Below are 13,006 nucleotides of genomic sequence, written 5' to 3' on the forward strand. Positions count from 1 at the left end.
TCCCCTACTTCCTCATCCCCCTCACCCAGTCAACAGTTAACAGTCAACAATCCCCATTAAAATGGTTAGCTACTTAAACCCCAACTCTCTACCCCCAGTTGAAAGCAGTGAATTTCTCCCGCCGATTGGTAATTGGGCGAGACTAGGTAGTTTAGTACTTGTTGGTGGTGTAGGAGGAGCGATCGCACTTGCTTCTGTGATTGAATATAAAGTCACGGTTAAAGGCCAAGCCAGCATTCGCCCTGCTGGAGAATTACGGCTTGTACAAGCAGCCACCGAAGGACAAATTACCAACGTTTTTGTTAAAGAAAATCAGGTGGTGAAAAAAGGAGATGTACTAGCCACTATTGATGACTCCCGCCTGCAAACGAAAAAAAGTCAACTGCAAAGCAATATTCAACAAACGCAACTGCAACTACTACAAATTGACGCTCAAATTAAGGCTTTGAATCGCCAAATCAAAGCGGAAACCGAGCGCAAAAACCGGGCGGTGACTTCGGCTCAAGCGGAACTTAATCGTGTGCAACGCAATTATCAAGAAAAGCAAATTACTGTCAAGGCGGAAGTTGCAGAAGTCCAGGCGAACTTAAACAGAGCGCAACAAGAATGGCAGCAAGCACAAATCGAATTACGTTCAGCTCGTGCTAATTTACAATCAACAGAAGCAGCGTTAAAAGCAGCTCAAACAAAACGCGATCGCTATCAAAAGGTAGTTCAAGCTGGAGCTTTATCTCTCAATCAATTAGAAGAAGTGCAGTTAGAAGTTGCTCAACAACAACAAGCTGTTGAGGTGCGACGAGCTAGTATTGAAGCGCAACAGCAAATTATTGCCCAACAAAAACAAGCTGTAGCCGCAGTGCGAGCCAAACTACAACGCGCTCAAGCAACTCTTAACCCCAGTAATGCAGAAATTGTGATCGCTCAAGAAAATATTGCCCAAGAAAGTGCAGCCGGTCAAGCTACTCTCGCCACACTCAACCGCGAATGGGAAGCACTATTCCAACAGCGAATTCAAATGCGAAATCAGCTGCAACAAGATACTAGGGAACTGCAACAAGTGGAAAACGACCTCCACCAAACCAAGATTACAGTTACCGAAGATGGGATAATCTCTGGGCTAAATTTACGCAATCCAGGCCAATCGGTGCGGATGGGCGAAGAAATTGCTCAAATTGTCCCTAGCAATGCTCCCTTAGTAATTAAAGCTGCCGTTGCACCAGAAGATGTGAGTCAGTTAGAAATAGGTCAACAGGTGCAGATGCAAGTTTCTGCCTGTCCCTATCCTGATTACGGTACTCTTAAAGGTGTCGTCAGTCACATTTCTGAAGATACCTTTAAATCCCAAAAGGGTGAGGCTTTGCCCAAGGTTAGCAATTCTTCTTTCTACGAGGTGACTATATTGCCCGATACCTTGTCCTTAGGTAGCAGCAACCATCACTGTACTATTCAGCCGGGAATGGAAGGCAGAGCTGATATTATTTCTCGACGAGAAACAGTCCTGAAATACATGCTGAGGAGAGCTAGGTTAATTACAAACTTGTGAACTTGTAAAGGATTTTTGATTAAAAAGATAATAGCTATAACTTAGTCAGTATAAGCGTTGCATAGAAAGCGGCTGTCCCTCTCCATCCCCTTGTGGGTGAAGAAGGACAGCCGCTTGGGGCATGTGGCATTGATAGTTTCTTCCCCATGCCCTAGCGCTCTTCCAGAAATTAAATTATCCAATTTACTCAGATCATATTTTTCTTTCTCCCCCTGCTCCCTGCCCCTCTACTACTTATGTGTAGCCATATTTTGAAGAATTGGTATTAGTTGGAAGTCCCCTATGCCCAAAAACTCCATCCCCTGGCGATGTTCTGAAGCTCAAGAAGTGTGGGTGGAGTTTTTCATGGGTTAGAAAAACATCTGTGCCAATAGAAGAAGTGCATAAATCAAAAAAAGCTATCCCATTAACTCTAATGTAAGGCTTAACACCCTGAACAACATAACTTCAATTAAATAACGTAGGAGAAAAATAATGTCGGTTCTACCATCCAAATTAGTAGTTGTTAGTTTGATTTCTAGTGCAACTTTATTCGGCACTTTGGCGTTTGGATCTATTGCTAAAGCAGCGCCCACAGTCAACTGTTCTATCCCCAATAATGTTCAATGTACTATTTCCAGTTCTAAAGGAATTAAATCTGTCAAAATTCAGACTCAAGGCCCTGGTGGGCCAGTCTATATAGTCAACGAAAGCTATCAAAATTGCCCACGTTCGGTGAATGTCCATTGGGATTCTGCCTATCAGGCTTCAAACACCGATATTGTCGAATGTCAAAGTGTTTCTGGCGGTGGCCCTGGCCGGACTGGAAAACCGGGCGGTATCAAAACTCATTAAGCTCGACTAAAGTTGCTAGTTACTGAAGTGTCAATCAATTTTGAATTTTAGATTTATTACCCGAAGAAATTCGGGTGCTTATCACTTTTTTAAATTTTGGATTTTGGATTGAAAATTCAAAATCCAAAATTTAAAATCTAAAATTCGTTCAATGACTTCCAGTCGTGGTTAATCCAGAACGATATTCACAGTCTAATTGCAATTCTATCTGCGGATATTTTCTGCTTCGAGCTATCTAGATAATTTCAGCAGATTACACAAAAATTATCTCAAACATGGAGTATAAATATGTCAACTAAATTTTCAATTATTACAGCGTCCATCGCCGCAATACTCGTGTTAAATCATAGTGCGATCGCTAATGCCGCCGAAGCTTACAAAACCACTAAAGGTGAAGTCGTAATCACAGGGTTAACTCCTACCAAACGATACCAAATCAGATATATTAATGAGCAAGGAAAACCAGGATCGCGCCAAGATAAATCAGTCAATAGCTGTGGCGAAATTATAATCGATAAAGCTGCTAATTATCAAACGCTGATTGTCGGGCCAGAAAATATCGCTCCATCTAGCTTAGAAACTAAATCACACGAAAGATGTCAGCCGAAACCAGGAAACTTCAAAAAAAGACAACCTCAGGGTGTCGAACCAGCAAATTTTCCAGGGTCGAATTAATTTCCTGTTGAGCAATTATGTAGTCTGCTTGAGCCTACATCCATTACCCTCAAGCAGTAATTGAAACTTACAGCAAATGCACTATTATCGCGCTATTTTAAAGCAGGTTGGTATTGTGTTGATCGCGATGGGAATGCTCGATCTGATGTATATGGTTTATCGTGTATTCACGGTTGGAAGCAATGCATCAGATCAGAGTTATTCATCCCCTGGTATCTTAATTGTAGTGGCAGGTGTTTATCTCATCAGGGGTAGCTTGCGTACTGCTAATATCGTCAGATGGATCGCTGCATTCGGGATTGCTAGTGGGCTTGGCTCCATCTTGATGCGGTCTTTTTCAACCCCAATCGCACTCTTGACGCTGGAATTTCGCCTCGAACCTAGTGGGTTTTCGATGTGGTATCTCTCTAGAATTGTGGAGACTGCCGTTGCCTATTGGATTTACAGGCAACTGAGTGCTGCACCTGTGATGTCTGTGAGCCGTAACTCCAGTCTTGCTGTCTCTATCCCGAAACAAGCATTCTTTCTTGGGGCAGGATTAACTGTATTAATGCCTATTCTCTTATACATTACAGGAGATGGTTTACTGGGAAGGAAAGCAGTGACTCTAGCCCGTGCAAAATACGGAACAAGCTACAACTATCATGTTACAGCCCTGCGTTGGTCGAGCAAAAATGTATCAGCAAACATCACTGCGTACAACGACAAGGAGATAAAAACCGTTCGAGTAGAATTGAAGTAGGGGAAGAGGAGCGCACGCCATGACAATTACGATCGCAATCCCAAATAAAGATGATATAGATATCCTCAAAAATATCGATCCAGATGTGTTTGACGATGCGATCAATCTACCACGCGCTATCGAATTTCTCGCCGATCCCCGCCATCATTTAGTAGTCGCAATCGATAATAACTTAGTCATTGGGTTTGTCTGTGCTGTTCATTACCTCCATCCTGACAAACCCCTCCCCGAACTATGGATTAACGAAATTGGTGTCGCTGCAATTCATCAACGGCAAGGTATTGGCAAACGGTTGATGAATAGGGTGTTGGAGTTGGGGCGGGAATTGGGCTGTGAGGTAGCATGGGTATTAACCGAACGAGATAATACCGCAGCAATGAGCTTATATGCGAGTGTGGGCAATCCTCAAGCACCAAGCGATCATGTAATGTTCTCATTCGATCTGGAGTAGATAATATGCGAGAAATAACCTACTACGTCGCTTGTAGCGTTGATGGCTTTATCGCGCACACAGACGGCTCACACGATGGATTTTCCCAAGATAACGAATATTTTGCCGATTTATTTGCTACTTTTCCCGAAACGGTGCCATCTCACCTCCGCGATGCAATGGGCATCCACGCTGAAAATAAATGGTTTGATGTTGTTTTGATGGGGCGAAAAACTTACGATATCGGTTTGAAAGATGGTATCGCCAGTCCCTATTCGCACATGAAACAGTATCTTTTTTCCCGCAGTATTAAAGTAAGTCCAGATCCCAATGTCGAACTTGTTACTGAAGATGCGATCGAGTTAGTTACGGGTTTGAAAGGTGAATCTGGTAAAGGTATTTGGCTCTGTGGTGGTGCTGATTTAGCCACAACACTGTTTACTAATCAGTTAATTGATCGACTCATTCTTAAAGTAAACCCATTTTTGATGGGTGCGGGTATTCCACTTTTTGCTGGAGCGATCGAGCAAACCGCTTTAGGACTTACCAATCGCAAGATATATGACAATGGAGTTTTGCTACTTGACTACAGAGTGCCTTCAACAGAGATAGGGTAGGGGTAGTTTCAATCTGTATTAGCAACCTTAGGATTCTGGTTTTTATTTTGGTATAGTGCAGTTATTCCCGTAACATTGATAGGTACGATGCCTAATCAGATGGCTCCACTATTTGTAGGAATGCCTATACTGGTGCTGATTATCTTTTATGTAGCTTTTTGGTTAGAAGCAAATCGCAGTCGGACTGAATTGTCCCAAATTATTCAGGGACAATTATAGTTTAATTGATGACTAAAGTCGGAATATCCCACAATTTGTATATCTTCTAAAATAGGTTTTTATTATCTTAGGTTTCTCGTCATTTTCACCTTTATTACTATCATGAATATTTTTGGAAAGTTTAGAATTTGTAAGCCTAGTTCCTATACTTTGCTCATTCATCAAAATGCAGGATTAGCTTTTTGGCTATTTTTTATACACTATTTTGGGGTCGTTATTTTCATCAATTCAGTCTTGGGAGTTATGATTTGGGAAGCCAATTTACCTCGAACCCTTACCTGCTGGCGACAGCAACAAACTACGACCTGTAATTATCTAGTTCCTGGCAGAATAAATGGCAAGACAATTCAAATTACAGATGTCAAAAAGGCGATATCCTCCCAGAGTGTGAACCAAGAAAATATTGTCCTTACTAGTTCACAACCTTGGGTTGTCCTAGAATCAACATCTAATAATATTGAAAATGTTAAATCCATTAATCAAGGTTTAGGACGATTAAACAGTGGTGATCAAACATGGGAGATGAATCTGTATGCATCTGCAAATCTGAGTAAATTTCTGATATTTTTCCTTCTACCTTCTGGGTTATTGCTGTTTATCTTAGGTCTGATAATAATTTTTCATCAAGGATACAACACCTTAGAAATAGATGCTAATGCTAATACAGTCACCACGATCAAGCTGAGACGATTTCGTTCGCAATTATCCCTCTTCACTCAACTGATTGCAGCCGATACTCAGATTGTAGGGCATTTAGGAATACTTTCCGAAAAATTTGGAATTTATGGTGGCGATGCTAAAAATCGACGCAGAAATTACCAAAATATCCGCCTGCTATTTGCGAACCGCCGACCGTTTATATTTCATCAACAGAAATTTTCTCAAGATGGCAGCCAGGAAGTAGTAACTGCAATTAACTCGTTTATTTCTGAACACAAAACATAGATGTTTTCATAAATATTTTTTTCATGATGGTTTCGTTAGTTCTACAATTTTATGAATTGCCTTTTGTGCATATATACTAACCTCTCTATCGGGATCATCTAGTGCTTGTTGTAGGGCATTGATAGCTTCAGTTTTACCCAAGTTACCCAGAGCGATCGCAGCTTCTTTTCTCACATCTGAATATTCATCTGTTAGGGCTTCAATTAGTGCAGGTAAAGACTGTGCATCAGGTATTTTCTGCAATACTTGAATAGCAAATTTTCTCACCTGCCAATGTACATCTTTTAAGGCAATTAATACAGTCGGAATAATTTTAGCATCCCCATGAAGGGCTAGAGATTTGGCAGCATTGCGGCGTACTTGCCAATCGGTATCATTAGTTAATGCATTACCAAGTAAATCTACTATCTCTGCATCTGCCAAATGCCCCAACGTCAGTGCCGCTGCACGACGCACATTTTCATCGCGATCGCCCATTAAAGATAAGGCAGGGGGGCATATCTGCACTTGATTGAGATAGCTAAGAGTAGTCACAGCCGCTTCTCGTAGTTGGGGATGTTCTGAATTCAAGAAGGCTAGCACCGCCGGGAGCGACTGAGCATCATGTATCTTTCGCAACAGAATTAACACGTTCAGTTGCAGGTTAATATCCGGTTGTTGTAAAGCATCTAGCAACAACAGCAAATCTTCTGAAGATACCAACTCACCCAAAGCTGACAGCGCCTCGCTGCGAATTTCTGCATCTGCTGAAGCTAGACAAGGTATTAAGGCGGGGACAGCCACAGGATTAGCAATTTCCCAGAGTGCGGTGACAGCAATTTTTTGCACGGTGGTGCTTTCATCTTGCAAAGCGATAATTAGCGCATCAATCGCCGCCTCATCCCCCAAGTGTTGCAGGGTTTTTACCGCCACTAAGCGATCGCTGACATCAGGCGATCGCAACATTTCCAACCATTCATTTAATTCAGAATCTATATTTGTTGACATTGAAGAAATAATTATTAAGTAGAGTATTTACCATTAATTTCTACATAACCTTCTGAAAGGTCACAACCCCAAACTGTTGCAATAGCTTCGCCAATATTCAAGCTTACATGAATATTTACTTTATCTTGGGACATTACTTGTCGTAATGCTTCCAAATTATCCTCATTTAAAGTATTTGGATAAACTTGAATATCATCAAACCTAATTACAACATTTTCTGGATTTATTGTCAGTTCATCTTCACATTTACCTATAGCCATTGCTACTCTACCCCAATTTGGATCTGCACCATAAACAGCAGTTTTCAGCAAAGGGGAATTGACGATTGCTTTCGCAACTTTTTTAGCTTGTGAATAATTGAAAGCTGAATCTACATTTACCTCAATTACCTTAGTAGCGCCTTCGCCGTCTCGCGCTATTTTCAAAACTAATTCATGAGCTATTTCTTGCAGTGCAATAGTAAATTCTGACTCGGAAACTGCACCTGCCAAACCATTAGCTAAAATGATGGCAGTATCACTAGTAGAAGTATCTGTATCAATACTTAAACAATTAAATGTTTTATCTACTGTAGAACGAAAAACTGAACGCAACACATCAGCATAAATCGCTGCATCTGTAAAAAAGAAAGCTAGCATTGTCGCCATATTCGGCTCAATCATCCCTACGCCTTTGGCAATTCCTACAAGTTTGGCATTTCCAACTTGTCGCGCTGCTAGCTTTGGTACAGTATCGGTTGTCATAATACCGCGTGCTGCTAAATTAAAATCAGCCACAGTTAATTTCTTGCCAATTCCTAACAATCCAGAGCGAATTTTTTCTATAGGGTAACGTCTACCAATTACGCCTGTAGAAGCTATGACAATATTATCTGGAGAAATGCCAGTTTCAGTGGCGACAATTTGAATAACTTCTGCTGCATCAGCCGTACCAATAACACCATTGGCTACATTGGCATTTTTAGAAATCACAACAATTCCCTGTGCTTGATTATCTTTTAAGTTGCGGCGGCTAATAGTTACACTTGGCCCAGCAAAAAGACTTTGTGTAAATACTCCATCAGCAATACAGGGAACATCAGATTTAATCAATACAAAATCATCGGTGGAGTCTTTGATACCTAAGTTAGTAATAAAAGTCTGAAATCCTTGCGGAGTTAAAGATGGAGTTAAGGACATTTTTAATATAAAACTCCTATAATTGCATAATTTGATTATAGTTGAAGTTGAGTGAAGCACTAATCATACTGAAGGGTAGGCATTACTATTAACAATTGGGCATAATGTCCCAATTTTTTTTGAAACTATCTTCTTACCTTAACAAGAAAGGAATTTGCACCTTAATGGCATTTGTTGGACATTCCCTTTCGCAAGGAAGACAAAACCAGCATTCGTCATATTTCATATATGCTTTGCCAGTCTCCGGATTTTTGGCTAGTACATCCAACGGACAAACTTCAATACAAACCCGACATTTTTCTAAACATTTAGACTCATCCACAATCACGGGAACATCTACTCTTTGATTAATTAAAGCCATCTGGTACCTCTGTAATTGTTAGTATCTTATTCCTATCAGCAATGCCCACCCTACAGAACGATTAATATTTCTCGAAAATTTAGTATGATATTTTTAGTTGACAATCGTTGCTTTAAAAAAACGATAACCAGCATCAATTGCTGTTATCTGGCGAATATCTCCATATTTTGCATCCCATTTACCACTACTTAAATCTGCTGCAAGAGATTTAACACCAGATGCAATTAAATCAGGATTACCTAAAGCAAAAGAAGATATTCCAGCGCGCACTTCTGGCTGAAGATATAGTTCAGGTCTTTTCCAAGCAGCTGCAGCAAATAAATCAGATAAATCGTCAGGTAACATCAAAGGTATGACTTCAATTTTCCTTTGAGTATTCTGCTCAATTAAACTGGTAATTTCATGTAGTGGTAGAAATTTTAATGCATCTTCCCACATCCAAGGAAAATAATCATACAACCATATCCTTTGAGCAAATCTAATATCAAAACTTAGCAAGATAATTGGCCCATCCTGAATAATCCGGTGCATTTCTCGGAAGGCTTTATCTAAATCCGAAAAATGATGAATTGTCAAAATACTGATTACTCCATCAACAGATTTATCGGCTAAAGGTAAAGCTTCTGCATAGCCATTAAACCATTGCACCTGTGGATGTGCTGATGCTTGTTGACGCATTATCGATGATGGTTCAACCGCATAAACAGAAAATCCTCGATTAGCTAGCGCTTGTGAGTAACCACCAGTCCCCGCGCCAATATCAGCAATCAGACTACCTGTTGGTAGATTGAGTAAGTCGATTATCTTTTCGACAATACGATAGTCAGGGATGCGAGTTGTTGTATATTGTTGACCAATGGAATCATAAAGAGGCATTAGCACACTGATTTTTTTGAGGTTAATTAACTTAGGTAATCTGGCAAATTGGCAACAAAATTGTTACGTCATTACGATAATTTAGGTTTCAAAGCTTATATTCTATATACATAAAAATCGCGGCGTATTTTTCTTATATCTAGCCTAAACTACTCTGAAGTAATTTTCTTATAAAATGTCATCGACTGTTTAGTATTCGCATAGCCAATTTTTTCATAAAAAATGTGCGCCTCTTTACGCTTAATATTAGAACGGAGAATAATTCCTTCACATCCAACTAAATCAGCCCACTCCTCAATATATTGCATTAATTTACGTCCAATTCCGGCATAACGATAATCTGCATCCACAACTAAACCAAAAAGTAATGCTTGATTTGGCATAATTATCAAATCACAAGTATGAGCTTGTGCCCAACCTACCACATAATCATTTGCTAAAGTAGCAACATAAACAACGTGACTTTTATTATCTTGAATTTTCACAAGGCGTTGCTCGATTTGCTGCGGCGTAGTGGAATATCCTAACTGCTCACAAAGAATTGCAATTCGCTCTACATCTTTATCTTTAGCCAATCTAATTTGGATTGTATCTTCAGTCATTAGTAGTAAGTTTTGTATCTGGGTAAATCAGCATTTATCGTCTGTAAATTATTCATGATTTCACAGCCACATCATAAACCTCTCTACCCAAATCCACATCCACAATATAAGGTTCAACAGCACGCTTAAATAACACCATTTCCCCTACTCCATTTTTCTTCAAATTCACATGACAAAACCACTCTTGATTATTCTTCTCAGGAAAATCTAAGTGATAGTGATAAAGTCCCCAGCGACTTTCGCGACGATATATTGATGCTCTTGCAGCCATCTCCGCACAATCTCTAATAAAATGCACCTCCATACAGCGCATCAGTTCATGGGGATCGTGCGCTCCCATTTGCGCCAAAGCATCATGATAACGCACAAAACTATTCAGCCCAATCTCCATTTTGTAATTAGATTTTGGCGGTTGTAAATAATCATTAACTATTCGCCGTAACTTATATTCAACCTGAGTATGGGGAATACCATTTGGCTGATTTAATGGTGCATAAATTCTCACTTTTTCTGCATCTAAAAATTCAGTATCAGGTTCTAAATGCTCTAAATCTTTGATGTAATCAATTGCATAAGTTCCTGCCAAACGACCATATACAAATGCCCCAATCATATAGTTATGAGGAACGCTTGCCATATCTCCAGCTGCATACAATCCTGGTACTGTGGTTTCAGCTTTTTCATTCACCCACACACCAGAAGCACTATGTCCGCTACATAAGCCAATTTCCGAGATATTCATCTCAATTCCATGAGTGCGGTAGTTCTCGCCTCTACCTTCGTGAAACCTTCCCCGGCTTGGTCTTTCATTTGACCATAAAATAGACTCAATTTCAGAAATTGTGTCTTCATCTAAATGAGTCATTTTCAATTGAATTGGCCCTTTACCAGAGTTCAATTCTTTCCAAATTTCTAACATCATTTGCCCGCTCCAATAATCACAATTAATGAAGCGGTGTCCTTCAGCGTTAGCAGTATATGCACCAAAAGGCCCGGCAACATAAGCGCAAGCTGGGCCGTTGTAGTCTTTAATTAAAGGATTAATTTGGAAGCATTCAATATTACTCAACTCTGCGCCTGCATGGTAAGCCATTGAGTAACCATCACCAGCATTCGTGGGGTTTTCATAAGTTCCGTAGAGGTAGCCTGATGCTGGTAATCCCAACCTTCCGCAAGCGCCAGTGCAAAGAATGACAGCTTTAGCTTGGATGACAACAAAATCGCCACCACGCACATCAAACCCAACCGCACCGATCGCTCTTCCTTCTCTTACCAAAACCCTCGTCGCCATGACGCGGTTAGTAACATTAACTTTATGGCGCTTTACCTGTCGGGTAAGAATCGTTTTTAAATCTTTACCTTCAGGCATTGGCAATACATATTTACCTACCCGATGCACTTGCTTCACATCGTAATTGCCTTGGGGGTCTTTTTGGAACTTCACACCCCAACTTTCTAGTTCTTGAATAGTTTCATAGCCTAGCAAGGCGGTTTGATAGACAGCTTTTTGATGGAGAATCCCATCATTAGCAATTGTGACTTCGCGGACATACTGTTCTGGCGTTGAGTATCCAGGGATGACGGCTGTATTTACGCCATCCATTCCCATTGCGATCGCACCACTCCGACGAATATTAGCCTTCTCCAAAATCAACACATCCGCCGCCGGATTAGCCTGTTTCGCCTTAATTCCCGCCATCGTCCCCGCCGTACCACCGCCAATCACTAGTACATCGGTTTTTATCAATTGCGTAGTTATTTCCATATAATCACCCGAGTTAAATATTGGGAAGGGAAGAGGGACAAGGAAGATAAATAACTATTCCCCCATGCCCAATGCCCAATGCCCTAATTCCCTAATTCCGCCAAACTATGTCCTTAACATTAATTTGCTTCGGTATAAGTTTGATTTTGTAGAATGCATCAGCAATCTCTTGCTGTTTTGCAATTACTTCATCGGTAAGTGTCAGCACACCATAATCACGCCGCTTTTCTGCTACCTCTAAAACAGCTGCATCAATACCCAATGTAGGCGAGAGGAATTTCGCTACTTCACTAGGATTATTCTTGGCCCAGTCACTAGTCTTTTTCAATTCATCTAAAACTATTTTCAAACTATCAGCATGAGCATCTACAAAAGATTTAGCAGCCAAATAATAACCACGATTCGGCGCTAATCCAGTTGCGTCGCTGAGGATACGTGCGCCTGTGGCTTTTTCTGCTAAAGCTAAGTAAGGATCCCAAATTGCCCAAGCATCAACGTTTTTACCTTCAAACGCAGCACGTCCATCAGCAGGTTGGAGGGTAATGGCTTGGATGTCAGTATATTGCAATCCGGCTTTTTCTAGGGCTTTTACTACTAGGTAGTTTGTGTTTGAACCTTTGGCGAAAGCCACTTTTTTACCCTTGAGATCCGCTACTGTTTTAATTGGAGAATCTTTGTGAACAAGGATGGCTTCAGCTTTCGTACTCCAAGGATCGTAAGCTACATAAACTAAAGGCGTACCTGCAGCTTGGGCAAATATTGGTGGCGATTCTCCTGTATAGCCGAAGTCTATACTACCTGAGTTGATAGCTTCTAACATTGGCGGGCCTGATGGAAATTCACTCCAGGTAACAGAAGCACCAGAAGCCGCCAAAGCTTTTTCTAAATCGCCTCTGGTTTTCAATGCGCTTAAGATAGTTCCCGCTTTCTGAAATCCAATTCTAACTGTATTACTACTAACTGCTGGACTTTGATTAGGTGTTGATGTTGCCTGTTCTGTGGGTGTTGTTGTTGCTTGCTGCGTTGTGCTGGAAGAACAAGCGGAAACAAATAAAACTAAACCAAGACCCACCGCAAACAGTAAAGAAAAAATCCGGATTCTTCTGTGTTGAAAGTTTTGGAAAAAGCGGAGAAAAATGTTCAATATTCGAGATTGAAAGCGCTGGGACAACATAAATACTTTGCTTCTAATGGTAAACACCTATGCCACAACAGTAAATCTACAGTAAACG

15 protein-coding genes are annotated in these 13,006 nt (G+C 40.6%); 8 read left to right on the plus strand and 7 right to left on the minus strand.

All coding sequences use genetic code 11. The annotated features are described in order from the left end of the window. The first annotated feature begins 61 nt into the window (after positions 1-61). The 8 genes from HGR01_RS22685 (at position 62) to HGR01_RS22720 (ending at position 6,005) form a co-directional block, all read left to right on the plus strand. Positions 62-1,543 carry a biotin/lipoyl-binding protein gene (locus HGR01_RS22685; RefSeq protein WP_096621745.1) on the plus strand — a complete coding sequence of 494 codons (1,482 nt, stop codon included), beginning with the start codon at positions 62-64 and terminating at the stop codon, positions 1,541-1,543. 474 nt (positions 1,544-2,017) lie between these two features. After that, complete coding sequence (locus tag HGR01_RS22690) at positions 2,018-2,377, plus strand: hypothetical protein (protein WP_045874555.1); 360 nt, start codon at positions 2,018-2,020, stop codon at positions 2,375-2,377. Positions 2,378-2,665: 288 nt separating this feature from the next. Beyond that, on the plus strand, positions 2,666-3,052 hold the full coding sequence (locus tag HGR01_RS22695; RefSeq protein WP_045874554.1) for a hypothetical protein: 387 nt from the start codon (positions 2,666-2,668) through the stop codon (positions 3,050-3,052). 76 nt (positions 3,053-3,128) lie between these two features. After that, positions 3,129-3,794 carry a hypothetical protein gene (locus HGR01_RS22700; protein WP_045874553.1) on the plus strand — a complete coding sequence of 222 codons (666 nt, stop codon included), beginning with the start codon at positions 3,129-3,131 and terminating at the stop codon, positions 3,792-3,794. Positions 3,795-3,813: 19 nt separating this feature from the next. Further along, positions 3,814-4,245 (plus strand): GNAT family N-acetyltransferase, encoded by a 432-nt coding sequence (locus HGR01_RS22705; RefSeq protein WP_045874552.1) that lies wholly within the window; start codon positions 3,814-3,816, stop codon positions 4,243-4,245. 5 nt (positions 4,246-4,250) lie between these two features. After that, positions 4,251-4,841, plus strand: coding sequence for a dihydrofolate reductase family protein (locus HGR01_RS22710; protein WP_045874551.1), 591 nt, complete (start codon positions 4,251-4,253; stop codon positions 4,839-4,841). Between the two features lie 87 nt (positions 4,842-4,928). Next, positions 4,929-5,060, plus strand: coding sequence for a hypothetical protein (locus HGR01_RS22715; protein WP_255325378.1), 132 nt, complete (start codon positions 4,929-4,931; stop codon positions 5,058-5,060). Positions 5,061-5,303: 243 nt separating this feature from the next. After that, positions 5,304-6,005 carry a hypothetical protein gene (locus HGR01_RS22720; protein ID WP_228045342.1) on the plus strand — a complete coding sequence of 234 codons (702 nt, stop codon included), beginning with the start codon at positions 5,304-5,306 and terminating at the stop codon, positions 6,003-6,005. A gap of 21 nt (positions 6,006-6,026) precedes the next feature. Here the strand turns inward: HGR01_RS22720 and HGR01_RS22725 are convergent, their stop codons facing one another. The 7 genes from HGR01_RS22725 to HGR01_RS22755 all read right to left on the minus strand — a co-directional run bounded on the left by HGR01_RS22725 (position 6,027) and on the right by HGR01_RS22755 (position 12,948). After that, entirely contained in the window at positions 6,027-6,992 is a 966-nt protein-coding gene (locus tag HGR01_RS22725; RefSeq protein ID WP_045874549.1) for a HEAT repeat domain-containing protein, read from the minus strand. A gap of 14 nt (positions 6,993-7,006) precedes the next feature. Continuing rightward, positions 7,007-8,170 (minus strand): bifunctional glutamate N-acetyltransferase/amino-acid acetyltransferase ArgJ, encoded by a 1,164-nt coding sequence (gene argJ / locus HGR01_RS22730; protein ID WP_045874548.1) that lies wholly within the window; start codon positions 8,168-8,170, stop codon positions 7,007-7,009. Between the two features lie 133 nt (positions 8,171-8,303). Next, entirely contained in the window at positions 8,304-8,531 is a 228-nt protein-coding gene (locus tag HGR01_RS22735) for a ferredoxin family protein (RefSeq protein ID WP_071989493.1), read from the minus strand. A 93-nt stretch (positions 8,532-8,624) separates the two neighbouring features. Further along, positions 8,625-9,407 carry a class I SAM-dependent methyltransferase gene (locus HGR01_RS22740; protein WP_045874547.1) on the minus strand — a complete coding sequence of 261 codons (783 nt, stop codon included), beginning with the start codon at positions 9,405-9,407 and terminating at the stop codon, positions 8,625-8,627. A 149-nt stretch (positions 9,408-9,556) separates the two neighbouring features. Then, positions 9,557-10,009, minus strand: a complete 453-nt coding sequence (locus HGR01_RS22745; protein ID WP_045874546.1) for a GNAT family N-acetyltransferase — start codon at positions 10,007-10,009, stop codon at positions 9,557-9,559. 52 nt (positions 10,010-10,061) lie between these two features. Then, positions 10,062-11,774, minus strand: a complete 1,713-nt coding sequence (locus HGR01_RS22750; protein ID WP_071989492.1) for a fumarate reductase/succinate dehydrogenase flavoprotein subunit — start codon at positions 11,772-11,774, stop codon at positions 10,062-10,064. Positions 11,775-11,865: 91 nt separating this feature from the next. After that, entirely contained in the window at positions 11,866-12,948 is a 1,083-nt protein-coding gene (locus tag HGR01_RS22755; RefSeq protein ID WP_045874545.1) for a sulfonate ABC transporter substrate-binding protein, read from the minus strand. Positions 12,949-13,006 lie beyond the last annotated feature (58 nt).

It is taken from the genome of Tolypothrix sp. PCC 7712 (genome assembly GCF_025860405.1).
Taxonomy (GTDB): domain Bacteria; phylum Cyanobacteriota; class Cyanobacteriia; order Cyanobacteriales; family Nostocaceae; genus Aulosira; species Aulosira diplosiphon.